A 25,369-nucleotide genomic window follows, 5' to 3' on the forward strand; every position below is an offset into this window, starting at 1 on the left:
CTGTTCTCTCCTGTCCGGAGGTGTTCCATGCCCCGATTCAGCATCGTCATCGCCGCCTATCGAGTGCAGGGCTATCTGAGCAGCTGCCTGGACTCGGTGCTGACCCAGTCGTTCGGGGACATCGAGGTAGTGGCGGTCGACGACTGCTCTCCGGACCACTGCGGCACGATCGTCGAGGAGTACGCGGCCCGGGACAGCCGGGTCGTCCCCGTCCACCAGCCGGTCAACTCCGGCCCCGGCCACGCCCGTAACGCCGGGGTCGACCGGGCCACCGGCGACTATCTGCTCTTCCTCGACGGCGACGACACGCTCGCCCCCGGCACCCTCCAGGGCCTCGCCGACCGGCTGGATCTCGTCCAGGACCCGGACATCCTCTACTTCAACCATGTGCGCACCTATTGGTGGGACCGCACGGAACCCAGCCTCTTCGGCGGGCTGCTGGCCTCGGCCGGGACCGAGGTCTTCTCGGTCCTGGAGCGCCCGGAGTTCCTGCGCATCTTCGCGATGTCGTCCAACCGCGTCTACCACCGGGCCTTCTACACCCGCCACGGCTTCGCGTTCAGCGAGGGCATCTACGAGGACGCCCTGCTCTCGTACAAGACGATGCTCACGGCCGAGCGAATAGCCTGCGTGGACCTGGTCGGGCTCGAGTACCGCCAGCGGCGCGTGGGCGCCAGCACCGCCAGCCCCGGTGAGAAGCATTTCGCCATCTTCAAGCAGTACACCCGGCTCTTCGACTTCCTGGAGGGCAAGCCGCACCTGGAGCCGCTGCGCCCGCAGCTGTTCGAGCGGGCCGTCTCGCACTTCCTGTTCTGCCTGGGCCGCCGTTCCCGGGTGGCGGCCGAGGACCGGCCGCGCTTCTTCGACCGGGCCGCCAAGTGGTACCGGGCCCATCTGCCCGACGGCTTCACCCCGCCCGCCGACGCCCAGTGGCGCTTCGAGGCGCTGGCCCGCGGCTCCTTCGTCCGCTACCGGGAGCACGAGCTGTCGGAGCGGGCGGCGGCCGGGGCCCGCAAGCTCAAGCGGATGACCCGGCGGCCGCTGGCCGCGCGGGCCAAGCGGAGCCTGTACCGGGTCCACCGGCGGCGGCCCGTCGACGCGGACCTGGCCGTGTACTCGGCGTACTGGGGCCGTGGAGTGCTGTGCAACCCGGCGGCGATCTACTACAAGGCCAGGGAGCTGGCCCCGCATGTGCACGGCGTGTGGGTGGTGCGAAAGGCCGCGGTCGAGTCGCTCCCGGAAGGCGTCGACTACGTCATCTCGGGGACCCGGGACTTCTACTGGGCCATGGCCCGCGCCAAGTACCTCGTCAACAACGTCAACTTCCCCAATGACGTGGTGAAGCGGCCGGGGACCGTGCATCTCCAGACCTTCCACGGAACGCCGCTCAAGTGCATGGGCCTGGACCAGCAGCGCTATCCCGCCGCCGCGTCGGGGATGAGCTTCGGCAACCTCCTCAAGCGCGTCGACCGCTGGGACTACGCCCTCTCCGCCAACCGGCACTCGAGCGAGGTCTGGGAGCGCGTCTACCCCGCCGCGTACCGGCTGCTGGAGTACGGATATCCGCGCAACGACGTCTTCTTCTCGGCCTCCGCCGAGGAGATCCGGCGCATCCGCAAGGAGCTGGAGATCCCGGACGGGGCCCTCACGGTCCTCTACGCCCCCACGATCCGCGACTACCAGAAGGGGTTCACGCCCCGGCTGGACCTCGAACGCGTCAGCCGCGCCCTGGGCCCGGAGGCGGTGCTGCTGGTGCGCGCCCACTACTCGTACCAGCCGCACGCCGGGCTGCGGCAGCTCCAGGAGGCGGGGCTGGCGATCGACGTCTCGCGCCACCCGTCGGTGGAAGAGCTCTGCCTGGCCGCCGATGTGCTGGTCACGGACTACTCGTCGATCATGTTCGACTACGCCAACCTGGACCGCCCCATCGTCGTCTACGCGGACGACTGGGATATCTACCAGGCCACCCGCGGGGTCTACTTCGACCTGCTGTCGGGGCGGCCGGGCGACACCCCGGGGCCCGTCGCCCGTACGGAGGACGAGCTGATCGCCGTCTTCCGCGAGGGGCGCTGGCGCGACGAGGACGCGAGCGCGCTGCGCGCCGCGTTCCGGGCCCGCTTCTGCCAGTACGACGACGGGCACGCGGCGGAGCGGGTGGTACGGACCCTCATGCTGGGCCAGGACGCCGCCACGGTGGACGCCGCCACGGTGGACGCCGCCACTGTGGACGTCGTGACCGCCGACGCAGTGACCGCCGCCGCGCCCCCGCTGCCCCCGCTGCCCGCGCCGCCCGTGCCCGAGCCGCACCCGGACCAGTGCCGGGCCGACCGCCACGGCCTGCCCGTCAAGCGCGGCCTGATCACCGGCGTGCCGCCGCACCCGGCCCGGCCCACGCCGCTGGCCCCCGACCACGACTGACCTAGCGGCTGATCCTGCCGCGCCCATGCCGTGAACCCGGAGACCGGAGCACTCATGTCCTCTGCGCCCCCTCCCCGCGTCAGCGTGATCGTCCCCGCCTACAACGCCATGCCGGAGCTGACCCGCGCCATCACCTCCGCGCTGGGCCAGACGCTCGGCCACGACCGCATCGAGATCATCGCGGTGAACGACGGCTCGACCGACGGCACCGGCGCGGAGCTGGAGCGCCTGGCCCTCGGGTGCCCCGCGCTCCGCGTCGTCCACCAGGAGAACTCCGGCTGCGCGGGCCGCCCGCGCAACACCGGTCTCGACCTGGCCCGCGGCGACTTCGTCTTCTTCCTCGACTCCGACGACTACCTGGGGCCGGACGCGCTGCGCCGCATGGTGGCCATGGCCGACGAGAACGGCACCGACATCGTCCTCGGCAAGATCGCCTCGGTCGGCGGGCGCGCCGTCCCCCGGGCCGTCTTCAGCCACAACCAGCCCCGCACCGACATCTTCTCCTCCGCCGCCTATCTGACCCTGGGCCCCTGGAAGCTGTTCCGCCGCTCCCTGGTCGAGCGGCTGGGGCTGCGCTTCCCGCCCTTCCGCAACTGCGAGGACAAGCCGTTCACCATCGCCGCCTACCTCAACGCCTCCGGCATCTCGGTGGTCGCCGACTACGACTGCTACTACGTCCGCTACCGCGAGGACCGCAGCAACCTCACCCTCACCGCCGGGGACCTCGTCCACCGCATGGACGGGATCGGCCTGTGCTTCGAGACCGTGGCCCGCTATCTGGAGCCCGGCCCGCGCCGGGACCGCGCCATGCGCCGCCATGTCGAATGGGAGCTGTGCGGGCCGCTGCGCGGGCTGCTGCCCCGCGAGAGCGAGCGGGACGCGCGCGAGCGCTTCTACCCCCGCTTCCGGCAGTGGGCGCTGAACTGGGCGAGCGAGGAGATCTGCCGGCAGATCGACGCGCCCGACCGGCTTCTGGTCCATCTGCTGCTCGCCGATCGCTTCGAGGACGTGCTGACGGTCGCGCGCAACGCCAAGGAGGACGCGCGGCGCGGTCATGTCGTCGACAAGGGACGCGTCTACTGGGCGCACCCCTTCTTCCGCGACCCGGCCGCCGCCGTCCCCGACGACTGTTTCGACGTCACCGACCGGCTGCCGGTCCACCACCGCCTCGACGCGGCGCGCTGGCACGGCGACGGCGACGACGGCAACGACGTGTTGCGGCTGACCGGCCACGCCTACATCGAGCATGTCGCCGCCCTGCACCCGCGCACCGAGGTGGTTCTGCGCAGATACCAGTCCGACCGCCCCGAGATCCGGCTGCCCGTCACCCCCCGCGCCGCCACCGGTCTGCCCGACGACGGCGCGTACGACAACGCGGGCTTCACCGTCGAGATCGACCCGGCCACGGCGGACGGCGGGGCGCCGCTGGAGCGCGGCCTGTGGAACATCTACCTGGACGTGCGGGCGCAGGGCGTCAGCCGCACCGTACGGTTCGGCAACACCCGCGAGGGCGGCGCGGCCGCCCACCCCGAGCCCCGGTGCGTCACGGCGGGGCCCGGCGGGCGGACCACGGTCGTCACGCCGTACTTCACCCCGTACGGCAACCTCTCCCTCGACGTCGGCCAGGTCGCCCACCACCTCGACGCCCCGTGCCAGGTCACCGAGGCGGACTGGCACGGCGCCAGGAGCGGCGTCCTGGCCGTCAGCGGGCGGCTGACCGGCGCGGACGTGGGGGAGGTGCTGCTGCGCGCGGAGAACGGACGGGGCGAAGTGCGCGAGGTGCCGGTGCGGTGGCATGACGAGCCGCCGGGCGATTTCACGGTCCGGCTGCCCGTCAGAAGGCTCGCCCGGGGCCTGTGGACGCTGACCCTGGTGATGGGCGAGGACGGCCCCGAGCCGTGCCGCGCCACGGTCGTGCCCCGCTTCGATGGCCTGGCCGGGACGCGTTGGTTCCGCTTCGGCCGCCCGTACTACGCCAAGCCGCTGACCTGGGGTCCGGCCATGGCGCTCGCCTTCGAGGTGGCGCCGGTCAAGGTCGCCACGGGCGTGCGGCGGCGACTGCGGCGGCTCGGTCGTCCCCCCTTCGGGACCCGGCGCGGGAACCAGCGCGGGCCGGACGGGCCAGCCGGGCCAGGTGGATCGCCCGGACGAGGTACGGGGCGAGCGCCAGCAGGGTGAGCAGACACGCCCCGGTGGCTGCCGTGAGGCCGGCCACCACCCAGCGGGCGTCGCCGGTGGCCAGCGTCCCGGTGAGGCCGAGCAGGGCGGTCAGCTCGTATCCGAGCATCCGCTGCCCGGGCCATTCGGTCAGCGACCGCAGGGGCCGGTCGCTGATGCCCGGAAGGCGCGGGGCGACATCGCGGGCCGCGACCGGGGCGCGGAGCCGCCGGCCGATCATGGTGCGCATCGCGGAGTGCAGCGCCTGGCCGCCCAGCAGACACACGACCAGCGTGATGGCGGCGGTCAGGCCGGTGTGGCCCGCCAGGTCCAGCCGCGCGAGCAGCAACAGCAGCACCACGCTGCGCACCTCGAAGCGGAGGGTCCCGCCGAGGTGCAGCCGCCCCAGACGGCCCATCAGCGCGGGCTCGGTGCGGTGCAGGAACAGGTCGCACCCCACGCCGAGCAGCGCGGCCGCGGCGAAGGGCCAGCCGGCGCCGCACAGCGCGGCGAAGGGGGCCGCCGCCAGGCAGCCGGCCATGACGACGAAGGCCGCGAGGCCGAGGGTGGATCGTATGCCAAGGCGCTCCATGACACATGTGCCCTTCGCTGTGGATCATGCTTACTTACGCAAACATTAGGTGAGTGATCCGTTTCCTGCCTTTTGGGTGGCTCTAGGCGGCGGATCCTCTGCCGGGGCCGCTGGCTTTCCGGCGCGTGGTCAGGGGCAGCGGATCTCGTACACCGGGTAGGGCACGACGACTCCGTCTTCGGCGTGAAGGCCAGAGAGGCCGAGGCGGGTGAATCCGGCTTTGGTCAGGACGCGGCCGGAAGCGGAGTTGTCGGGGTGGTGCTTGGCCTCCAGACGCTTCAGCTCGGTGTGAGCGAAGGCGAAGTCGACAACTCTTTTCGCAGCCTGGGTGGCGTAGCCGTTACCCCAGCAGTCCTCACGGAGGATGTAGCTGAGGGTCCCGAGGCCCGGTTCCCGCACGCGGAGGGAGATCATGCCGATCACATCGCCGACGACCGTGATGCCGAAGTCCCAGCGCGGGCGGGGGCTTGTCCGGGCCGATTCCAGGGCCCTGGCGACGCGGTGGCGGGCATCCTCGTCGGTCATCTCATACCCGTGGCCGTGGGTGAAGCGGACCGAAGCGCCACTGTAGATGCGCCGGATGGCCGTGGAGTCGTCCACGGCCAGCTCCCGCAGGGTCAGCATGCACTGGCCAGCTCGGCGGCCGTGGGCCGGGCGCCAGGGTCAGCGTTCATGCAGGCTGTGATCAGCTGCTCGAACTCCGGGAAGGGCCATGGCCGTACGTCTTCCAGGCGGAGTGTGTGCCCTTTTGCGATGGTGCGGAGCTTGTCCAGGCGGTCCAGATCGTCCTTGTATGCCACCGGTCGATGTCCTGCCCAGCACCAGAACAGAGACGCGCCCAGGCCCCACACGTCTGCCGCGGGCCCTGCTTGGACGTGGGTGTCGTCGCTGGTGGACAGGATGGCCTCGGCGACCTCCGGGGCGGTCGTGTGGGTGAGGGCGCCCCGGTACGGAAGGCGCTCGTCCTGGCCAGGCCCGCAGGCCAGCGCGTAGTCGATGACCTCGGCGGTGCCGCTGTTGGTCACGAGGGTGTTGGTGGGCTGTACATCCGCGTGGGCCCAGCCAGCGGCATGCATCGCCGCGAGGCGGTGTGCCCAGGTTCGGGCGATGCCGAGCAGCCAGGGCCGCACTGAGGGGCGGTTTCCCTCGGGCGCATGGGCGAGCCTGAAGGCCCGCCACAGGAGCTCACCCTCGATCCACCGCACGGCCAGCCACCGCCCGCCCTCCCACGTACCGGACTCGATCCGGTACGCCCGGTCGACGGCGTCCGCCTGGGCCAGCTGGAAGAGGTGACGGTTTTCCTGCTCCAGTTCCCTGGCCTTGTCCCGGGTGTCCTCGGACCCCGGAGCGTTGGCCTTCAGCGCCAAGTGGCCCTTGGGGGTGGCGACCTTCCACGCCCGAGAGCCTCGCCGGTCACTGAGCAGGCATGCGCTGACCGGCCCGAACCGGTCTTCCAGGGCTTTTACTGCCTCGGCAGGAGGTGGTGCGCCCACTCCTTGATCTCCTTCCACTCCTGCGGAATGCCCTCGAAAGCGTCTCGGCCGTCGTCGACCGCGGCCGCCACGGCGGCAGCGAGATCCGGTGTCCCCTCCAGAAGCCGGGGATCGCGGGGCCGTACGGCGACCCGCACGGGGAGGAACGACACCGGGGGCGACGGAATACGGCGGCCGTGCCGGTCGATCTTCTCCTCGCCCGCCGAGAATTTGCCGAACATCAGCCCTACCGGCCCGTACAAGTGCTTGAGGACCCAGTGAGGCCACGCCAGCGCATCCTGCCCGGCGCCGAGAACCACGATGTTCTCGCACACTAACGCGCCATGCGGCCGAGTCGCCAAGGGACGTACCCACTCCGCGGCCCGAACGCCGGCATGGAACACCTCCGCCTCGATGTCCGCTGCGCCTCCGCGCAGCTCGTACACCGTCCAGCCCGTCAGCCCGCGCTCCACGGACGGCGCGAGATAGGGGCAGTGGGCGGCGACGACTTCGACGTATTCCGCGACGTCCACCGTCTTCGGGCTGGTGGTTCTACTCTCAACGAGGCGGAGCGCCCCAGCCGTGGACCGGAGCGCTCCGTCGATGTGTGTGGTGGTCACCGGGCCAGTGCCTTCTCTTGCTTGGGGGCGACGTCGCCGCTGTCGCCCGGGACTGGCGAGCAGTCCCACTCGGCGACCACGACTCCGCTCTCCCGGTAGGTGCCCAGCGCCTTCTCGTCGACCTGACCGTCATCGCCCGTGAACCAGATCTCGGGCAGCGGGCCGAACAGCTCCTCGTACACGGAGATCCAGGAGATTTCGCCCGCGCCTTTCGCAGGGCTGTGGCCGATGGCCTGACCGGCGTGTTCGGCGCAGAACGCGGCGTACTCGGGCGTCTTCATCAGCCGGTGCCATTCGGCGTCGATGGCGGTGGAGAACATCTCCGGCGTGGTACGACGGGCCTCGAACTGCCGGGCGCTGACCTTGAAGAACTTGCCCAGTTCGACCCTCTCCGGGGTCAGTGCGCTACTCATGTGGTGCTCCTCTGTGTGCGTTCGGGTGGTGCTGTGACGGGCGGCCCCGCCACCGTCGAGTGGTGGCAGATCGGGGAGGGGGCGCCGTGGAGCTTTCTGTGGGGTTGGAAGGAGTCAGGGGCAAGCCGTCGTGCCCCGGGAGGCTCCGCCGCCTCGCCGGGTTTCGTCGTACCCGCCGATGCTAGGAGTGAGATGTGCAGCACAGCCAGCAATGTGCAGATATTTGCAGGGGTGGGCTGCTGGCCCGTGACTTGCCATGCTCGCGCCCTTGACGTGGCCCTCGGACTGCATGACTGTGACGCAAAGAACTGCACATCACGTGGATGGAGGCAGGCGTGCCGCTACGGTTCATCGGGATCGATCCCGACACCAAGACAGGAGACTCCCCGACCGTGTGGGTCGACCAGGAGAAGCACGAACTCGTCTTCCAGGGCTGGAAACCGGGCCCTGAACTCGAAGCCGAGTGCGCCGCGTTCGAGGTGCCGGGGCATGCCGTCGGCATCCCGGACGATGAGGCCGTGATTCGTATCCCCGCCAGGATGGTGCGCATGATCAGGGAGGCATGTGATGCCCTCGAGCATCCCGACCATCGCTGACCTGATGGCCGACTGCACGCGCTCCGCCGTGCACCTTGAGATGCGAGACCACTACGGAGTAGCCGCGGAAGCCGACGAGTTCAGGGAGTGGCTGCAGACCGGCAGCGTGGACACCGACCCCGGCTCGCCGGGTTGGGCGCCCTGGGTCGACCTCGTCTCCAGCGCGGTGGCACGTGGTGTCGTCGTGCGCCGGGCCCGGATCGTGTCCGAGCCGGTCACCGACTACATCCGCTACGAGCACGCGTCCACCGTCGTCAACGTGCACGCAGGCGAGCAAGTGCGCTGGTTGCCCCGTCGGCGTGCCTCGGACATCGCTCTGCCCGGCAACGACTTCTGGCTGTTCGACGACCACCTGATCCGCTGGGGCTTCTTCTCTGGGAACGGTGCCCTCGTCGGCCACGAGATCTCCAAGGACCCGGTGGCCGCCAAGCTGTGCGCGGAGGCTTTCGACGCCGTCTGGGCGCGCGCCACACCCCACGACCACTACCAGATCCACTGACCAGGAAGCACCGGCAGCCAGCTCATGCCCGTCTCGCCGTCCTCATCTGCCCAGGCCGCACGTGAAGCCGTCGCCCAGCGGCTGCGCGACCTCCGCAAGGAAGCCGGCCTGACGGTCGTGCAGCTGGCTGCCGCGTGTGGCTGGCACTACTCCAAGACCAGCCGCATCGAGAACGCCCTCACCGGGCCGTCCGCCACGGACATCCGCCGCTGGTGTGCCGCGACCTGCGCCGACGGCCAGGCGCGGGAACTCGTCGTCCAGTCCATCAACGCTGAGACGATGTACCGGCAGTGGCGCGACCAGGTCCGGGCCGGACTCCGGCACATTCAGGAGAGCCGCGTCCAGGCGTTTCAGGCGACCGAGGTGTTCCGCATGTACTCCTCCAGCCTCGTGCCCGGCCTGCTGCAGACCGAGGGCTACGCGCGGGCCGTCCTCGGGATCGCCGCGAGCGTCCACGACCTGCCCATCGACGACAGCGAGGCCGCGGCCCGCGCGCGGATCGAGCGGTCCCGGATCATCCACGAGCAGGGGCATCGCTTCGTCGTGGTCATCGAGGAGTCGGTGTTGTACTGCCAGGTCGCCGATACTGACGCCATGGCCGCCCAGTTGGGCTACCTGCTGACTGCCGGGGCGCTGCCCGCAGTGTCGCTCGGGATTATCCCGATGGCGACCCGGAGGACGCACTGGACCGAGGAAACCTTCCACATCTACGACGACCGGATGGTGTCTGTGGAGCTGGTGACGGCCGAGGTCAACGTGGTTCAGCCCGGGGAACTCGCGGAGTATCTGAAGACGTTCGAGCGGCTGCGCAGCATGGCCGTATACGGAGCTGAGGCGCGGGGGTTGATCCTCAAGGCCATCGAGGCCCTTCACTGACGCCGGGCGCGACAAAGCCCCCTCGTCGGCGGCGCCCCGTGATGCCGTCAGGGATGGCGGATCTCGTACACCGGTTAGGGCCGACTGAATGCGCCCTGCTCACAGCTGTTGCTGTGGGCAGGGCGCATTGTCGCTGTATGGGGCGGGGCTGGTGCCGGACTCAGAGGGTGGGGAACTCCTCACGCTGGACGGCGGAGACGAACGATGACCACCCGTCCGCTGAGAAAACCAGTGCCGGACCGTTCGGGTCCTTGCTGTCACGGACGGGAACAACGCCGCGCGAGGCGACGAGGTTGGCGGCGACCTCTATGCAGGCGCCGCCGTTGTCGCTGTACGAGGACTTGAACCAACGGGGGGATTCGGTCGTCACGGGGTGCCCTTTCGCAACTGGCTGATCATGGCCACAGACTCCGCCTGAGAAGGCGCTTCGGCCTGTAGCTGATGGTAGGCCGTCAGTATGGGCACCACGGAGGTGCTTTCCCGTTCGAAATGGCCTCGCTGGGCGGACTCCGCGTACGACACGAGCGAACGGTCCGACATCGTCAGGATGTAGAGCGGCAGGTTGAACGGGCGGCGCGTGCCCATGTCGAACGGAGCGACCTGGAGCACGGTGTTCGGCAGCTCGGCGAACTCGCGCAACCGCGCGAACTGGGCCTCCATGACGGCGGGTTCGCCGATGGGCCGACGGACACAGCTTTCGTCCAGTACCACGAAGACCAGCGGCGGAGGCGTCCGGACGAGCGCGGCTTGCCGCTCCGCGACGAACGCCACCCGCTCCTGCGCCTGCTCGGCGGTGATCGCCCCCCGCTTGACGGCGCTCTCCGCGAGGATCGTCGCGTACTCCGGTGTCTGGAGCAGACCAGGGATGACCCCCACTTCGTACAGCCGGATCTCCGCTGCCCGGCCCTCGTGCCCGACGTACTCGGGGAAGCCCTCCAGCAGGCTGCCGTGGCGGATCTTGCGCCACTCGCGCTCGAACGAGTCTTCCGTCCCCTCGATCCCGAAGGCGCGGTCCGTACTGCGCACGAACCGAAGAGTGGGAGGCTTGCGAGCAGTTTCGACGGCCGAAACATGCACGCTGGAATATCCCGTCAGCTCCCCCAGCTCTTCCTGGGTCCAGCCACGGCTCTCACGTAAGCTGCGCAGACGCGCCCCGAAGGCAGCCAGCGGACTGCTGTCCGGATGCAACTCCTTGCGGTTCAAGAGGCGTTCACCGTCCTTCGTTCTTGTTTGAGCAGTTGCTTGATTCCCCGCTGAAGGCCACGCTGAACCTCCTTGGTAGTCACAGCACTACAGAGAGGAGTCGTCGGTGCCCAGCGAGACCACGACCCCACCGGGCGGGCCCGAGCCCCAGCCCGTTGGACAGCAGCAGGGGCAGCATGGCGGCGGCGACCGCCCCACCCTTGAGGAACTGCGACAGCAATCAGCGGCCCTGAGCGAACAGATCGCCCAGCATCTGGGGCGGGGGCCGCAGTGAACGGCAGGGACTGGACCAAGGTCCTGCCCACTCTCGCGGTCGGCATGGTGGTCTACGACCGGCGTTACGACATGCCCGGGACCATCGCCGACTTTGATGGGCCGATGGTGTGCCTCAGCCGTCCCACCGGCCTCGAATGGCGGTCGCACTGTGCCTCGGTGCGCCCCGCTACGGCATACGAGCGGCGGCAGCTGCGGGCCATCGCCCGGCTTCATGCCCAGCGACAACGAGGCACGGCGTCCGCATAGGCCCCAGAGCACTTCCCCGGATCGGATTCTCGCCCATGGCTGATGGACCCTGGCACGCCGAATGGACGTTCATCAGCACATCCGGCGTCACCACAGGAACAGTCGACAAGGCCCGGTACTTCGATCTCCGTACCGCCATCTTCAAGGCGGCAGACAAGTCGCTACGGGACCTGGCACACAATGAAACCACTGAGAGAGACGAGCCCTGGAAACTCCTGGCCGGAGCCTTGTACTCCGAAGCAATGCTTACGGCCGACGAGACCGGCACATGGCAATACCTGAGTCCGGACGGCTGGGCGAACGTAAAGGTTTGCTTTTCGCCATAAGGGAAAGCGGCCGACCCGAAAGGAGTACCAGATGCGGACGGTGCACACGACGCCCGCAGGGCCTGTCAGGCGCAAGGCGGATTCGATGGGGTTCCCTCCGGGAGCAGCTTGCGCTCGGCTGTGGTGTAGTCGCGCCCTGCGGCGGCGCACAGGGTGCGGAACTGGGCGTCGGGGCGCAGGTCGAAGGTCTGGCGCAGGTGACCGGTCTCGATGGTCAGGTGGCGGCCGTTCACGAGGCCCGCCGTCCACTCGTCACCCGAGACTGCCAACGTGCCGGAGGCACCGTCGCCTGTCAGAGCGTGGATCAGGACCTGGTGCTTCGCTGCGACGTACGTGACGATGCTGCCACCGGGCCCGAACCCGACCAGGGTGCCGAGAGTCGAGACGGGTGCGCCACCGCTCAGCTGTTTCTTGCGGTCCACGTCCCAGACGCGTACCTGCCCGTCGGTGTTCCGCACGGCCAGGTGCGAGCCGTCCGCGTCGAAGGCGAGTGTGCTGGTGACAGCGGATGTGAGAGTGGATGGCGTGCTGATGGCTCGCCCCGACAGCGTCGTGATGGGCCGGGGAGCACGGACATCCCACAAGAGGATTTCTCCGCGCACGGTCCCCCTCCTGGTGACCGCGACAACCTGTCCAGGGTGCCCGGGACGGGCGATCAGTTGGCCGGCGACAGAGAGCTCGTTGGTGGAGCCGGTGGAGGTCGGTGTGGGGTGGACGAGGAAGGGCTGGGCGCGCACGGCCGCGTCGGCGGCGTCGACGCGGGTGAGCGTACCGTCCTTGGCCAGCAGGACGATCTCGCTGCCCTGCAGCGGGGCGACACTGTCCACTTCCGTCGCCTTCGGAACGACGTCATCGAACGACACGCTGTCGCTCAGGTCCTGCACCGAGTACGACCGGTAGAGGCTGTCGTTCTCGCTCCACACCACGATCCGCTTCGAGTCAGCGGTCCAAACAGGTATCCAGTCGACTGCCTCGGCCGGTGGCGGCAGCGGCACCGACCGGTGGCGGGTGCGGGAGGCGTCCAGGACCTCAAGGCGCCGGTCGGTGGCCCGGGCGACGAAGCGCCCGTTGGGTGACACCGTGTACTTCTCGTCGGCGGCGCTGTTCTTCGAGAACCGTTCGTTGCCCGTCGGCTCGGCCCGGACCGCTATCAACGCCGTGCCGACGGGCACGAGAACAGTGAGCCCGCCGTCGGCACGCGGCGCGGCGGCGAGACCCTTGTAATCGGTGGGAGTGCTGCCCGAGGTCGGGATGCGGGTGCGGTATGTGCGCCCGGTGCGCAGGTCGGTCAGGGTCGGCTCGGCGTAGTCCGCGTCCGAGAGCCCTGGGGCGTATGCGGCTGCTGTCCCGTCGACTCCGTACCAGGAGGTCGCATCCGGCGTGCCCCCGCCAGTGGGCAGCTCGCTCCTGCGGCCGGGTATGCGGTCGAGCGCCTGGGCGTACGTGGTGTCCGTCCTGACGAGGATCTCACCGCCCGCTCGAAGCTCCGCGTAGTCGTCTCCCCCGGTGGTGGAGGCGTACCGCAGCCGACCGGTGGTGAAGTCTCTGACCTCGATGCGCTTGCGCAGCTCCTTGATGGTGCTGATTGTCGCGACGGTGTTTGCGTCGGATGTGAACGCGGCATCCTTCACCGTCTCAGGGATGAGCTGGTCCGGTACGCCGATGCGGGCACCGGAGGGCACCCGCCATGCCTCAGCGAAGACGGGAGCGCACCGCTGGGTGTCCTTGTAACACTCTGCGGACCGGTCGTCCATCGTCAGCAGCAGCCGCTTCCCGTTGCTGCTGAAGTCCAGGGTCGCCGCGAATCTCTCGGGGACGTCATGGCCGCCGAGGTCAAGGATGGCAGGGTGCTTCGGGTCGCTCAGCCGCCACAGCTGTACCCGTCCGCCTGCGGCCGCGGCAAAGAAGCGGCCGTCCGGGCTGATGGCGGCGGCTGGGATCTCTCTTTCGGGGACGCCGCTCAGTTCCCGTGCCCGGGGCTTGCCTTGGAGAGCTCCTGTGACCACGGTGATCGTCGACCGGTCGCCGCCGCCGGGCTTCGACTGCACAACGAGGGTGCGGGCGTCCGGGGTGGCGTTCATGCCGGTGACCCGGCCCCGCCATACCGACGGGTAGCTGCCCACCAGGTACTGCCCTCGCGCGTACTGGTGCAGCAGGGCCTGGCGGGTCTTGGCGGTCTGCTTGGTCTTCCACGCGGCCAGGGCGAGCTGCAACGCGGTGGCGGGATCGCTGCCCGGGCGGTCCTCGGCGGCCTGGGCGAGCAGGCCTGCGGCCTGCGTGCGTAACTGCTCCTCGGTCCGCTTGAGGCTCTGCCAGGTGGACAGCGCCAGGACGACGGCGAGCACCGTGAGAACGGCCAGCGCCCCGACGGCGGCCCGCTTGAGGCGGGCGCTGCGCCGGGAGTGGCGGCGGCTGAGCAGGATGTAGCCGCGCTCGTCGACGGAGATGTCCGCCTGGTGCTTGGCCAGTCTTCTGTCGGCCTCTATCAGGTCGGTTCCGCTCAGCAGGCGGGCGGGCTCACGATGTTGAGCCTTCCATCGCTTCAGGTCGGCCCTCAGCTGTTCCTGCCAGAGGCGGAAGTCCCGGGAGTCGGCGAGCCATTGCCTCAGGCGCGGCCAGAGCTTGGTGAGTGCCTCGTGCGCCAGGTCGACGAAAACCTCGTTTTCGGCACCACCCGGAGTGGGGGAGAGGACGACGAGCTTGCCGGGGGCAAGCTTCTCGGCCAGGCTGAGGAGTTCGGGGGCGAGGTCGGCGGTGCGGGTGGGCCTGCGGGAGAAGGCGTCACCGTCGCCGGGCCGAGCCAGCTGCACGAACAGCCGCCGAGCGCACTCCTGGTGGGCCTGGGTCAGTCCGGCGAGGGCGTCGTTCGCGTATGTGACGAGGGCGCCCGCGACGCCGCCCAGGTCGTCGTAGGCAGCGTGGGTGAGCATCGAGCGGGTGCGGCGCTTCCACAGCTCGGTCAGGGCGAACTGGACCAGCGGCATCCGCCCGGGCTCGTTGCCCGCGTCCGCGACGATCCGCTCCGGCAGCCCTGGCTCGAACCACAGCCCCGGCACGGCGTCGACGGGCGCGGTCACCGCCCGCTCCAGGTCGTCGGCGGCCAAAGGCGCGAGGAACTGCACGGCATCGCTGACGAGGTCGGACGTGTCAGCCGTCACCAGCGCATCAAGGGAGTCGGGCCGCGCGGTGGCGACGACCCGCAGCACGGCCGCGCCGTCCTGGCCTGCCAGGGCGGCGAGCAGCCCGAACAGGTCGCGCGCGGCATCCGGCTCGGCGCCCGCGTACTCCTCGAGCTGGTCGACGAAGAGGACGTGCCCAGCGCTTTCTCCACAGGCGAGGATCCTGGCACGTAGCTCGGCAGGCACATCGTCGCCGGCCTCCAGGAGCCCCGCCAGTTCCTCGGCCTTGGCGAGCCTGTCGACCTCGCCGAGCCCCGGCTCCAGGACCCCGGTCAGCGCCCGGGCGAGCACGGCGGTCGGCCGCACGCCGGGGACGGGCCGCAGCTCGGAAACGCTCATGCCCCCGGCCCGCAGGCGGGGCAGCACTCCGGCCCGGACGAGGGACGACTTCCCGCACCCGGAGGGCCCCGCCACCAGTGTCACCGGGCGCCCGCGCACGGCCGTGTGCGCGCGGGCGGTGTCGCTGTCGCGACCGTGGAAGAACTCCGCGTCGTCCTCCGTGAACACCGCGAGTCCCTTGAACGGGCAGCGCGGCCGCAGAATCCGTTCGTCGACCAGCTCGGCCGATGGCAACAGATACGCAGTGCGCTCGCCCCGGTGCGCGGCGGCCGTCATCCCGACGACGCCGTCCTGCACGTCGTCCCAGACCGGCGCCCCGCTGAACCCTTCCATGATGCGCGGCCCCGGCTCCTGCGCCTCCATCTGCACCCATCCCGAGCCCTGCCCGGCGCGGAGCGTGCCCGAGGCCCATATGCCGTTGTCGGCGCCGTCCGGGTAGCCGAGCGCACGGAATGTGTGCCCCCATACGCCGGTCCCGTCGACGAGCTGCACCGGCCGGGCGCCCTCGACTGCCGCGTCGAGCCGCAGCAGCGCGACGTCCGCCCCGCCGTGCCGCCAGGACACCACGGTCGCCCGCGCGCGGGGCCGGCCGCCCAGCAGCGGAAAGTCGAGGTCCACCGGCTCGCCGGGCGCCTGCTCCACGGCATTCGGCACCCCGAGTGCCATGGTTACGACATGGGCGCAGGTGCACACCACATCGGCGGTGACGAGGAACCCGGCGCCGACCACCTCACCGGCGGCCGAGCAGATCCGCACCTGCGACGCCTCCAGGACATCACTCCCCCGTACAGCGGTCATGGACCCCGCCTTCCGACTTGTCGCGTGATACGCCACAAGTCAGCATTCCTGGCGAAGGCGCCTCGCACAATGCTGCGTATAACCGTCGAGTTGACGCACACCGGACCGTACCGGCGTAGGGGCGAATGCCGGTGACTTTGCGGTGAGTATCGGACGGCGACACGCCGACACCACGGCGTGTCGCCGTCCGATACTCACCGCAACTCAGGCTTCGGGCCGTTTCACTTCGCGCCCTACGGCCCCGCTCCGCGGCGGGGCAGGGCCGCCAGGGCCGCCAGGCCCTCCCGGAGCCTCCGGGAGGCGTACTTCCGGTAGTCCGGTCGGGTCGGTCGGCGGCGGCCGGGGGGCGGGTAGGGGGCGTTCCAGCCGCAGGGGAAGGGCGAGCCGGCGGGCGTGAGGAGGTTCGTCGTCTCGTCGCACGCCAGGATCGCGATCAGCCACCGCCGCACCGCCCGGTGGAAGCCCGGGGTCAGCGGCTCGGGGGCGAGCAGCCAGTCGCGGCACTGGCCGCTGACCGCCCGCCGGTAGCCGCTCTCGTCGTAGCGGCTCCACGGCGCCTCGGGGGTGATGGGGTGCAGCCCGTAGCCGAGCGCGACCAGCGGGGCCAGCGCCCGGCGCAGCGCGTCGTGGTCGGCGCCGGGCAGCAGCTCGCAGACGATCCAGGGGCGATGGCGGTCGATGGTGTGCAGCGCGCCCTCCAGCACGGCCGCCTCCAGCGTCTCCACGTCGATCTTGACGAGGTACGGGGCGGCGCTCCGCTCCGCCGTGAAGTCGTCGACCGTGGTGACGGGGACGCGCACCGACCGGCTGTGCTTGCGGTGCGCGCGGTTCAGTGAGTTCGAGGACTCCGTCTTCTCGGACAGATACAGCTCGGCGGTCCCGGGCGCCGAGGAGACCGCGGACTCCACCACCTCGTAGGACAGCCGGTTGCACGCGCGGATACGGCGGCAAAGACCGGCGGTGTCCGGGGTCGGCTCGAACGCGTACGTCCGCAGCCTGCCGCGCCCGTAGACCGCGCTGATCAGCGCCGAGTACAGCCCGATGTGCGCCCCGATGTCGTACACCGCGCTCCCCGTCGGCGCCCGCTGGGCCAGGGCCAGCAGGGTGGCCTGTGTGGTCGGCTCGTATCCGGCGAGACCCGCCCGGCGCAACTGCCGCTGCACCGCCGTCTGCTTGCGGCTGAGCACGTTCAGCGCCCGCGGGTAGGGGCCCTCGGCGGCGATGACGTCCGGATTCAGCGGGAGGGTGATGGCGAGGGGCATGGCTGACGGGCCTCCTGACGGGCGATGGCCCGCTCCAGCGGGCTGGGGACCGGGAAGTAGGCGTCGAGGAAGGGGCGGAGCAGCGCCAGCTGGTCCGCGAGATCCCGCTCGCACGAGACCGTGTCGTTGAGGCAGAACGCCTGGCAGCGCCGGGACCGCAGCAGCCGGGCCAGCCGGGCCGGGATGCCGGGCCGGGACAGGTCGAAGTAGTCGTAGCGCAGCGGCGCGGGGACGGCCCGGCCGGTCAGGAAGGCGTAGTAGTGGTGGAGCGCGGAGGGCAGGGAGATGTCCGAGGCGCTGCGCACCCGGCTGGCCATGGTGGCGCGGTACGGGCCGGGGAACTCGCCCTCGATCTCGGCGAGGACGCTTCTGCGCAGCGCGTGCGGGGTGTGCTTGAGCTTCTGGGTGACCGTCGTCCCGAACCGGCCCTCCAGCAGCGCCCGGTTGTTCTTCCCGGCCGCCGAGACCGGGACGTCGCCGGGGTGGGCGGGGCCGAGCGGGATCAGTGCGCGGGAGAGGAAGAACTTCGTCATGCCGTTGGCCAGGAAGAAGTCCTGCGGGGTCACCGGCGAGCCGAGGAAAACGTCGTCGTTGAAGTACAGGAAGTGCTCGGCCAGCCCGTCGATGTGGTGCAGCCGGGTCTCGATGGCCTGGGAGTTGAAGGTGGGCAGCACCCGCGGGTCGTCGAAGATGTCGCGGTGGTCGACGACCGTGATCCCGGGGTGCGAGCCCGTCAGCCACGGCGGCACCTGGTCGTCGGTCACCAGGTAGATATGACGCACCCAGGGGGCGTACATGTGCAGGGAGCGCAGGGAGTAGCGCAGCTCGTCCCGGTTGGCGTAGCGGGCCTCGTTGGCCGCCTGCTCGTGGTACGGCTCGGCCGCGTCGTCGGCGACGGCCGTCCACTCGGCGCGGCGCCTGCGCCAGGCGGGGTCGGCGCCGTCGACCCAGGTGTAGACGACGTCGATGGGGAAGCGGACCTCGTCGGGGAGGCGGGTGGTGAACTCCGGGCGGGTGCGCACCAGCGGTCCCGCCCGCCAGCCCTCGGCCGGGGCCAGCCGGGTGAACAGGTGGCCCGGCGCGTGCACGGCGGTGGCGGCCGCGGCGACGGAGGCGGTGGTGCGGTTGGGGCGCGGCGCGAGCAGCAGGTCCGGGCCCCCTTCGATCCCTCCTTCGGTCCCGGCCCCGCTCTCGGCTCTGCCCCGCCGCCAGAACTCGATGTCGCAGCCCTGCGCCACGCCGAGCACCAGGCCCGCGCCGGAGCCCGCGCCCGAGCGCGCGCCCGGGCTCGCGTAGAAGCGGGTGAAGCGGACGACGGGGGCGGTGGACAGCCGGCCCCAGGCCCGCGCGGTGTGGCCGGACCGGGGCGCGGTCCCGGGGCGTCTGCCGCGCGCGGGCAGCGACACATAGCCCGCCTCGCGGGCGCACAGCTCGGTGAGCGCCGCGACCGCCCGGGGCCGCGCCTCGGCGGGCACCCCGACGGCGGAGGACACATTGCCGTACGCGCGGACCACGAAGTGGTCGACCCCCGCCCGCTCCAGCGCCTCGCACACCAGCCGCAGATTCTCGGTGCGCGCGTGCAGGGGGGTGGGCACGGTGGTGAGGTGGGCGATGCGCGGGCCGTGCCGGTCGACGACCACGATCCGGTCCGGCGTCGACAGCAGCCCGGCCCGGCGCAGCCGGCGCCGCCCCCACCGCAGCCGCAGCGTCGCGGACGCCGCCGAGAGGCGGGCCAGGCCCCGCTTGGCCGCCCGGCGCAGCCTGGCGCCGGTCACGGCCACGACGGCGCGGCGGACGGGCAGGGGGACCCGGCGCCGATAGCCGCGCACCAGGCGTGGGGTGTCGGTGTGCCAGGGCAGGCGGGGGGCGGGCGGTGCGGTGCGGGGCATCCTGGGTCCTGGTGTGTGTGGGGGGGCCTGGATCAGGGGAGGTGGTGGGGCCGGCGCGCGCGGACGGCCGCCCGGATCACGGCGGCGCCTGGGCCTGGGCCGCTTGAGCTTGGGCCGTGGCCGGCCGGCCCGCGGCGGGGGCGGGGCGGCGGTCGGCGAGCGGGACGACGGGCGGCAGCGCCTCGGAGCGCTCGCCGAGGAAGACCCGCCGCACCACGCGCTCGGCCGCCCGCCCGTCGTCGTGCGGGCAGTACCGCGACCGGAATCCGGCCCGTCGCGCGTCATGGCGCGGATCGCACCAGGCGGCGGTGGCGAAGACGTCGATCAGCTCGTCCTCGGAGCGGGTGACCGGGCCGGGCGGGGCGGTGGTGATGTCGAAGTACGTGCCGCGGGCGGCGCGGTAGGCGTCCCAGTCGTCGGCGTGGATGACGATCGGCCGGTCGAGGTTGGCGTAGTCGAACATGATCGACGAGTAGTCGGTGAGCAGCGCGTCGGCGGCCAGGCACAGCTCCTCCACGCTGGGGTGGACCGAGACGTCGACGACCCGCCCGCCGCCCGCCCCCTCCGGGCCGGCCACCGAGTAGAAGTAGTGCGGTCGCACCAGGAAGGTGAAGCCGGGCCCCAGCGCGCGGGCCACCCGCTCCAGGTCCAGGCGCGGCAGATAGCCGCGCTGGTAGTCGCGGTGCGTGGGCGCGTACAGCACGGCCGTGGTGCCCTCCGGGACGCCGAGCCGCTCCCGTAGCCGCGCCACGTCCTCGGGGGTGGCGCGCTGGAAGATGTCGTTGCGCGGAAAGCCGTACTCGAGCGTGGCGTAGCCGGACGGATAGACCCGCTCCCACACCAGGGTGGAGTGGCGGTTGGCGGAGAGGCTGTAGTCCCAGCGGTCCACCCGCTCCAGCAGTTCGCCGAAGTCGGTGGAGCGGGCGGCGGCCGGGCGGTCGAGCAGATCCAGGCCCATGTGCTTGAGCGGGGTGCCGTGGTGGGTCTGGAGGTGGATCTGGCCGGGCCGCTTGCGCAGCCGGGGCGTGAAGTTGATGTTGTTGACGAGGTATCCGGCGCGGGCGAGCGCCGCCCAGTACGCGGGCGAGCCGGGGTGCAGGCGGCGCACGCCGGGCGGCAGGGTGTGCGCGTACTCGCGGCCGGTGATCCAGGCGGTGCGGATGTGCGGCGCGAGCTCGCGGAGCTTGGCCTCGATCGCCGCCGGATTGCAGGCGTAGCCCTTGTGCCAGTACGCCGCGAAGACGGCGAGCCGCCGGTCCAGGGGGAGCAGCCGCTGGAGCCGGTAGTACCCCCGCAGCGCCGCCGAGCGCAGCCCCGCGTACGCGGCCACCCCCAGCTCTCCCGCCCGCCGCCGCATCCGGTCGGCGCCGCGCAGGAACTGGAAGACCCGGCGGGCCCCGATGCGCAGCAGCAGCCCCCGCCACCAGGCCCGCCCCGGCGGGCCGGTCGCGCCGCCGGGCCGATAGCGGCGGTGGTGCGCCCCGGCCCGCCGGAAGAACTCGGCGCGCGCCCCGCGCGGCAGCCGCCCGGGCGCGGTGAACACGGCGGCGAGGTGGTCGAGCATCCGCTGGAACAGCGCGGGCCGCCAGTGGGAAAGGTCCGGGCGGCTGTCCAGAAACCGGAAGACCCGGTCGTACTGGTCGAAGACATCCAGGTGGCGGCGGCTGGCGGTGCGCAGGATGCCGCCGCGCCGCCGCTGCCGGTAGTGCACGCACACCCGGTCCAGCACGGCGAGCGAGCGGGCGGTCAGCAGCACCGGATAGGTCCAGGGCGTGTCCTCGTAGTAGCCCGGCGGGAAGGTGAACCCCTCCCGCTCCAGGAAGTCCCGCCGGTACGCCTTGTTCCACGCCACCATCAGCAGCCGCAGCAGCTCGGGCCGGTCGTCCAGCCGGAACGTCGCGGGCCCGCTCTGGCGCAGCAGCTCCGCCCGTACGTTCCGGACCGCGCGCCCCGTCCAGTACACCCGCGCGTAGTCGAACAGCAGCACCTCCGGCTCACCGGCCGCCGTCAGCCGCTCGGCCATGGCCCGCAGCGCCCCGGGCGCGAGCGTGTCGTCGCCGTCGAGGAACAGCACATACTCCCCGGCGGCCCGCTCCATCCCGGCGTTACGGGCGGGCCCCAGCCCCACGTTGTCCTTCAGATGCACCGGCCGCACCCGTGGATCCCGGGTCGCGGCGTCGTCGATGATCGACCCACAGGCGTCGGGCGAGCGGTCGTCGACCGCGATCAGCTCGAAGTCGGTGAAGTCCTGCGTGAGCACCGAGCGCAGACAGTCATGGAGGTAGGGCTGGACCTGGTACGCGGGCACGATGACGCTGAACCGGGGCAAAGCGCATCCCATCGGTTGAGGCGGCGCAGATGTGGTTTATCAGCATCATCGGAACGTACGCACAATGCGGTGCGACGCGTGCCGGGGAGGTACGGAAAGTAACCCGTTCGGCGCAGCGGCGCCGCGCGCACAGCACCGAGCCGGCCGGCCCTCGACGGGCCGACCGGCTCAGTGGTGGTGGCTCAGTGCCTGGGACTCAGTGGGTTCGGTCTACTTCACCGCGCCCGCCATCACCCCGGCGACGAACTGCCGCTGGAAGGCGAAGAAGACGGCCAGCGGGATCACCATCGATATGAAGGCGCCAGGACCCAGGATGTCGATGTTGTTGCCGAACTGCCTCACCTGCTGCTGAAGCGCCACCGTGATGGGCGGGTTGCCGCTGTCCGCGAAGATCAGCGCGATCAGCATGTCGTTCCACACCCACAGGAACTGGAAGATGCCGAGCGAGGCGATGGCCGGCCCGCCCAGCGGCATCACGACCCGTACGAACAGCCGCAGCTCGCCCGCCCCGTCCAGCCGCGCCGCCTCCAGCAGCTCGCGCGGGATCTCCGCGAAGAAGTTCCGCAGCAGGAAGATCGCGAAGGGCAGGCCGAAGGCGGTGTGGAAGAGCACCACGCCCGTCGTCGTCTGGAAGATGCCGATCTCGCCGAAGAGCTTGGCCACCGGGATCAGCGCGACCTGCACCGGGACCACCAGGAGGCCGACGACGACCAGGAACCACCAGTCGCGGCCGGGGAAGTCCATCCAGGCGAAGGCGTAGCCCGCCAGCGCCCCGAGCACCACCACCAGGACCGTGGCCGGGACGGTGATCGCGAGGGTGGTCCACAGCGAGTCGGTGATCTGCTGGTTGGACAGCAGATCGTCATACGCGCTGAAGCTGAGCTGACCGGGGTCGGTGAAGACCTTCCACCAGCCCGAGACGGCCACCTCGGAGGGGTCGCGCAGCGAGGAGAGCAGCAGCCCGACCGTGGGCATCAGCCAGAACAGCCCGATGAGGATCAGGAAGACCCGCATCACCCCGCCGCCGGCCCGGGCCGCGATCCGCGCGGCGAGCGACTGCTTGGCTTTTACGACCGTGTCCGCGCTGGTCATCGGCGGCTCTCCCTTCGCATCCGGCGGATGTTGAAGAACATGACGGGCAATACGAACACCAGGAGGAACACGGCGATCGCGCTGCCGACGCCCTGGTTGACATCGGTCCCGAAGGAGGACTGATAGAGCTGGAGGGCGAGCACATTGGCCTCGTCCTGGCTGGTCTGTGGCGCGATGATGTACACCAGGTCGAAGATCTTCAGAACGTTGATCATGAGGGTGACGGCGACCACCGACAGCACCGGCGCCAGCAGCGGCACCGTGACCCGCCGGAAGACCTGCCACTCATTGGCGCCGTCCATCCGCGCCGCCTCCAGCAGCTCGCGCGGCACGCCCGCGAGCCCCGCCGCGATCAGCACCATCGCGAAGCCGGCCCAGATCCATACATACGATCCGATGATCGCCGGGGTGACCAGCGACGGGCCGAGCCAGTCCACCCCGTTGTACGGCTGGCCGAAGTTCCAGGCGGGCAGCCGCAGCTCGGCGCCGTCCGCCTTGGCCGGGAGGGTGTACGTACCGTCGGCGCGGGTCGTGGTCGTGGCGACGACCTTGCCGTCCTTGACCGCCTCGATCTTGACGTCGGCGAGCGCCTTCTCGCCCTTGTCGAGCACGTTGTGCTCACCGAGGTCGCCCTTGGTGAAGTCGAACCAGACCGTGCCGGTGACCTTCCCGGGCTCCGGCTTCGCGGCCTTGGCGTCCTGCGCGCCGGTCACGTCGCCGCGCTTGGCGCCGACCAGCGGCAGCGAGACGGGGGTGCCCGCCTTCGCCGTCGCGCCCGTGGTGAACGACCCGTTCGACGACTCGGTCAGCCCGGCGTCGGGCCGTGGGTGGGCGCCGGGGAAGGGCGGCGACTCCTTGAACGTGTCGTGCACGCTCACCCAGATGGCGTTGGCCACGCCCCGGTCCGGGTCGGCCTCGTACACCAGCCGGAAGATGATGCCCGCCGCCAGCATGGAGATCGCCATCGGCATGAAGACGACCAGCTTGAAGGCCGTGCCCCAGCGCACGCGCTCGGTGAGCACGGCGAAGATCAGACCCAGGGCGGTGGCCACGGAGGGGGCGACGATGACCCAGATGATGTTGTTCTTGATCGCCGTCATCGTCGCGTCGTCGCTGAACATCTCGTGGTAGTTGTCCAGCCCGACGAACCCGTCGCCCGACGCGTCGAAAAGACTGCGGTAGACGGAGTAGCCGATCGGGTAGACGACGAGCGCGCCGAGCAGCACCAGCGCGGGCAGCAGGAAGATCCCCGCCACCCAGAGCCGGGTGCCCGTGATGCTTTTCTTCTTCTTGTTCTTCTCGTCCTTATTGTTCGCCTGCACAGGCGTTACGCGGCCCGGTTCTGCCGCGCCGCCCGCTGTCGCGGTCGACATGATGTGGATCTCCCGGTCGCGTCGTCAGTTCCCGTATGCCTTGGCGGCGTCACGTTCCAGCTGGCGCTGAGTGCCCTCGACGTCCTTGGGGTTCTTCAGGAAGTCCTGGAGCGCTTTCCACTCGCCCTGGGCCGGCTTGCCGCCGAACGAGGCCGGGGCCTGGTCCGACATGTCGAAGCGGAAGTTGTCGCCCGCCGCTATCACCGCCTTGGCGATCTTGCGCAGCGGCTCATTGGGGTAGGCGTTGGTGTCGAGCTTCCTGTTCGCCGAGATGAAGCCCCCCGCCTCGGCCCAGATGTGCGCGGCGTCGGGCGAGGCCAGGAAGGTCAGCAGCGCCTGCGAGGCCTCGCTGTCCTTCAGCGCCACGGCCACATCGCCGCCGGTGACCACCGGGGCGGTCTCACCCACCGCCGGGAACGGGAAGACCTTCGCCTCCGAGCCCAGCTTCGCCCCCGCGTCGGAGACGTTGGCCGCGGCGAAGTCACCCTCGAAGACCATCGCGGCGTCCGGCTCGGCGGCGTTGGCGAAGGCCTTGACGACCGAATCCGGGAACGCCGTCTGGAGCGCGCCCGACCTGCCCCCCGCGAGCAGCCCCTTGGCGCCCCACAGCTCGGCCAGCGTCGTGAGCGCCTGCTTCACCGAGGGATCGGTCCACTTGATCTTGTGCTCGGCGAGCAGGTCGTACTTCTCCGGCCCCGCCTGGGACAGATAGACGTTCTCGAACCAGTCGGTGAGCGTCCAGCCGTCCGCGCCGCCGACCGAGACCGGGTCGGTGCCGGAGTCGGAGATCAGCTGCGCCTGGGCGAGGAATTCCTTCCAGGTCTTCGCCTCTTTGGCGCCCGCGTACTCGAACGCCGAGGTGTTGTACCAGATCAGCGACTTGTTGCTGACCTTGAAGTAGACGCCGTACTGCTTGCCCTTGTACGAGCCGAGCTCCTGCCAGCCCTTCGAGAAGTTCTTGGCCAGCTCCGCCTTGGTGGCGTCGTTGACCGGCTTGGCCCAGCCCTTCTGGGCGAACTCGCGCAAGACGCCGACCTGCCCGACCAGCGCCACGTCGGGCGGCTGGCCGCCCGCCATCTTCGAGCCGACGAAGCCGGCCATGTCGTCGCCGCTCGGCACGAACGCCACCTTGGCGCCGGTGCGTTTCTCGAACTCCTTGAGCACCTTGGTGAAGTTCTTCTGTTCGGTGCCCGTCCATACGGCCGTGACCTCGAGCTGCTTGCCCTTGAGATTGGGCAGCTTCACGGTCACGGGCGGCGGGCTGCCGCCGGCCCCCTCCCCGTCATCGGTGCCGCAGCCCGCGACGGTGAGCAGTAGTGCCCCCGCCGAACAGAGGGCCAGTGCGGCTCGTGTCGAACGCTTGCTGCGCTTCGTGCGAAGCGGTGTGAGCATCCCCGTTTTCCTCCCAAATCGG

General features: G+C 70.7%; 20 protein-coding genes. 7 read left to right on the forward strand and 13 right to left on the reverse strand.

The features are described 5' to 3' along the window. Positions 1-27 precede the first annotated feature (27 nt). Positions 28-2,418, forward strand: coding sequence for a CDP-glycerol glycerophosphotransferase family protein (locus tag ACH4S9_RS00090; protein WP_398368829.1), 2,391 nt, complete (start codon positions 28-30; stop codon positions 2,416-2,418). Positions 2,419-2,472: 54 nt separating this feature from the next. Beyond that, on the forward strand, positions 2,473-4,596 hold the full coding sequence (locus tag ACH4S9_RS00095) for a glycosyltransferase family 2 protein (protein WP_398368831.1): 2,124 nt from the start codon (positions 2,473-2,475) through the stop codon (positions 4,594-4,596). 700 nt (positions 4,597-5,296) lie between these two features. Here the strand turns inward: ACH4S9_RS00095 and ACH4S9_RS00100 are convergent. The 4 genes from ACH4S9_RS00100 to ACH4S9_RS00115 are packed head-to-tail and all read right to left on the reverse strand — an operon-like array spanning position 5,297 to position 7,672. Further along, positions 5,297-5,791: a GNAT family N-acetyltransferase gene (locus ACH4S9_RS00100; RefSeq protein WP_398368833.1), complete on the reverse strand. Its 495-nt coding sequence runs from the start codon at positions 5,789-5,791 to the stop codon at positions 5,297-5,299. Beyond that, on the reverse strand, positions 5,785-6,660 hold the full coding sequence (locus tag ACH4S9_RS00105; protein WP_398368835.1) for a protein kinase: 876 nt from the start codon (positions 6,658-6,660) through the stop codon (positions 5,785-5,787). The genes ACH4S9_RS00100 and ACH4S9_RS00105 overlap by 7 nt, the downstream gene beginning before the upstream one ends. After that, positions 6,630-7,259: a hypothetical protein gene (locus tag ACH4S9_RS00110; RefSeq protein WP_311727443.1), complete on the reverse strand. Its 630-nt coding sequence runs from the start codon at positions 7,257-7,259 to the stop codon at positions 6,630-6,632. Before ACH4S9_RS00110 ends, ACH4S9_RS00105 begins: the two co-directional genes overlap by 31 nt. Then, entirely contained in the window at positions 7,256-7,672 is a 417-nt protein-coding gene (locus ACH4S9_RS00115) for a hypothetical protein (protein WP_311727442.1), read from the reverse strand. Before ACH4S9_RS00115 ends, ACH4S9_RS00110 begins: the two co-directional genes overlap by 4 nt. A gap of 335 nt (positions 7,673-8,007) precedes the next feature. On the opposite strand from ACH4S9_RS00115, the gene ACH4S9_RS00120 reads away from it, so the two are divergent. Genes ACH4S9_RS00120 through ACH4S9_RS00130 form a run of 3 tightly spaced genes read left to right on the forward strand, consistent with a single transcriptional unit; the run spans position 8,008 to position 9,643 of the window. Continuing rightward, positions 8,008-8,268 carry a hypothetical protein gene (locus tag ACH4S9_RS00120; RefSeq protein WP_311727478.1) on the forward strand — a complete coding sequence of 87 codons (261 nt, stop codon included), beginning with the start codon at positions 8,008-8,010 and terminating at the stop codon, positions 8,266-8,268. Further along, positions 8,240-8,767, forward strand: coding sequence for a DUF6879 family protein (locus ACH4S9_RS00125; RefSeq protein ID WP_311727441.1), 528 nt, complete (start codon positions 8,240-8,242; stop codon positions 8,765-8,767). The genes ACH4S9_RS00120 and ACH4S9_RS00125 overlap by 29 nt, the downstream gene beginning before the upstream one ends. 24 nt (positions 8,768-8,791) lie before the next feature. Next, positions 8,792-9,643, forward strand: a complete 852-nt coding sequence (locus ACH4S9_RS00130; RefSeq protein ID WP_385349604.1) for a helix-turn-helix domain-containing protein — start codon at positions 8,792-8,794, stop codon at positions 9,641-9,643. Between the two features lie 160 nt (positions 9,644-9,803). Here ACH4S9_RS00130 and ACH4S9_RS00135 read toward each other — a convergent pair whose 3' ends face one another. Continuing rightward, positions 9,804-10,013 (reverse strand): DUF397 domain-containing protein, encoded by a 210-nt coding sequence (locus ACH4S9_RS00135; protein ID WP_311727439.1) that lies wholly within the window; start codon positions 10,011-10,013, stop codon positions 9,804-9,806. Next, entirely contained in the window at positions 10,010-10,846 is an 837-nt protein-coding gene (locus ACH4S9_RS00140) for a helix-turn-helix transcriptional regulator (RefSeq protein WP_311727438.1), read from the reverse strand. The genes ACH4S9_RS00135 and ACH4S9_RS00140 overlap by 4 nt, the downstream gene beginning before the upstream one ends. A gap of 270 nt (positions 10,847-11,116) precedes the next feature. On the opposite strand from ACH4S9_RS00140, the gene ACH4S9_RS00145 reads away from it, so the two are divergent. Beyond that, positions 11,117-11,368, forward strand: coding sequence for a hypothetical protein (locus ACH4S9_RS00145; RefSeq protein ID WP_398368839.1), 252 nt, complete (start codon positions 11,117-11,119; stop codon positions 11,366-11,368). 35 nt (positions 11,369-11,403) lie between these two features. Further along, complete coding sequence (locus ACH4S9_RS00150) at positions 11,404-11,694, forward strand: hypothetical protein (RefSeq protein WP_385349616.1); 291 nt, start codon at positions 11,404-11,406, stop codon at positions 11,692-11,694. Between the two features lie 65 nt (positions 11,695-11,759). Here ACH4S9_RS00150 and ACH4S9_RS00155 read toward each other — a convergent pair whose 3' ends face one another. The 7 genes from ACH4S9_RS00155 to ACH4S9_RS00185 all read right to left on the reverse strand — a co-directional run bounded on the left by ACH4S9_RS00155 (position 11,760) and on the right by ACH4S9_RS00185 (position 25,347). Then, positions 11,760-16,010, reverse strand: coding sequence for a trypsin-like peptidase domain-containing protein (locus tag ACH4S9_RS00155; protein ID WP_398368841.1), 4,251 nt, complete (start codon positions 16,008-16,010; stop codon positions 11,760-11,762). A gap of 233 nt (positions 16,011-16,243) precedes the next feature. Next, positions 16,244-17,272 (reverse strand): FkbM family methyltransferase, encoded by a 1,029-nt coding sequence (locus ACH4S9_RS00160; protein ID WP_398368843.1) that lies wholly within the window; start codon positions 17,270-17,272, stop codon positions 16,244-16,246. After that, positions 17,245-19,161 carry a stealth family protein gene (locus ACH4S9_RS00165; RefSeq protein WP_398368845.1) on the reverse strand — a complete coding sequence of 639 codons (1,917 nt, stop codon included), beginning with the start codon at positions 19,159-19,161 and terminating at the stop codon, positions 17,245-17,247. Before ACH4S9_RS00165 ends, ACH4S9_RS00160 begins: the two co-directional genes overlap by 28 nt. 76 nt (positions 19,162-19,237) lie before the next feature. Further along, positions 19,238-21,490 carry a CDP-glycerol glycerophosphotransferase family protein gene (locus ACH4S9_RS00170; RefSeq protein WP_398368847.1) on the reverse strand — a complete coding sequence of 751 codons (2,253 nt, stop codon included), beginning with the start codon at positions 21,488-21,490 and terminating at the stop codon, positions 19,238-19,240. 210 nt (positions 21,491-21,700) lie between these two features. Continuing rightward, entirely contained in the window at positions 21,701-22,582 is an 882-nt protein-coding gene (locus ACH4S9_RS00175; protein WP_311727429.1) for a carbohydrate ABC transporter permease, read from the reverse strand. Continuing rightward, the gene (locus tag ACH4S9_RS00180; RefSeq protein WP_398368850.1) at positions 22,579-23,955 is read right to left on the reverse strand and encodes a carbohydrate ABC transporter permease; all 1,377 of its coding nucleotides are present in this window, start codon (positions 23,953-23,955) and stop codon (positions 22,579-22,581) included. Before ACH4S9_RS00180 ends, ACH4S9_RS00175 begins: the two co-directional genes overlap by 4 nt. Positions 23,956-23,979: 24 nt before the next feature. Continuing rightward, complete coding sequence (locus ACH4S9_RS00185) at positions 23,980-25,347, reverse strand: extracellular solute-binding protein (protein ID WP_311727426.1); 1,368 nt, start codon at positions 25,345-25,347, stop codon at positions 23,980-23,982. Between the last annotated feature and the right edge of the window lie 22 nt (positions 25,348-25,369).

Source organism: Streptomyces sp. NPDC021225, assembly GCF_044332865.1.
Lineage (GTDB): Bacteria > Actinomycetota > Actinomycetes > Streptomycetales > Streptomycetaceae > Streptomyces.

Coding starts and splice junctions, on each gene's coding strand:
- ACH4S9_RS00125 (WP_311727441.1), top strand. CDS start 8,240: ATGCCCTCGAGCATCCCGACCATCGCTGACCTGATGGCCGACTGCACG.
- ACH4S9_RS00150 (WP_385349616.1), top strand. CDS start 11,404: ATGGCTGATGGACCCTGGCACGCCGAATGGACGTTCATCAGCACATCC.
- ACH4S9_RS00130 (WP_385349604.1), top strand. CDS start 8,792: ATGCCCGTCTCGCCGTCCTCATCTGCCCAGGCCGCACGTGAAGCCGTC.
- ACH4S9_RS00185 (WP_311727426.1), bottom strand. CDS start 25,347: ATGCTCACACCGCTTCGCACGAAGCGCAGCAAGCGTTCGACACGAGCC.
- ACH4S9_RS00175 (WP_311727429.1), bottom strand. CDS start 22,582: ATGACCAGCGCGGACACGGTCGTAAAAGCCAAGCAGTCGCTCGCCGCG.
- ACH4S9_RS00115 (WP_311727442.1), bottom strand. CDS start 7,672: ATGAGTAGCGCACTGACCCCGGAGAGGGTCGAACTGGGCAAGTTCTTC.
- ACH4S9_RS00165 (WP_398368845.1), bottom strand. CDS start 19,161: ATGCCCCGCACCGCACCGCCCGCCCCCCGCCTGCCCTGGCACACCGAC.
- ACH4S9_RS00095 (WP_398368831.1), top strand. CDS start 2,473: ATGTCCTCTGCGCCCCCTCCCCGCGTCAGCGTGATCGTCCCCGCCTAC.
- ACH4S9_RS00155 (WP_398368841.1), bottom strand. CDS start 16,010: ATGACCGCTGTACGGGGGAGTGATGTCCTGGAGGCGTCGCAGGTGCGG.
- ACH4S9_RS00180 (WP_398368850.1), bottom strand. CDS start 23,955: ATGTCGACCGCGACAGCGGGCGGCGCGGCAGAACCGGGCCGCGTAACG.
- ACH4S9_RS00160 (WP_398368843.1), bottom strand. CDS start 17,272: ATGCCCCTCGCCATCACCCTCCCGCTGAATCCGGACGTCATCGCCGCC.
- ACH4S9_RS00090 (WP_398368829.1), top strand. CDS start 28: ATGCCCCGATTCAGCATCGTCATCGCCGCCTATCGAGTGCAGGGCTAT.
- ACH4S9_RS00100 (WP_398368833.1), bottom strand. CDS start 5,791: ATGCTGACCCTGCGGGAGCTGGCCGTGGACGACTCCACGGCCATCCGG.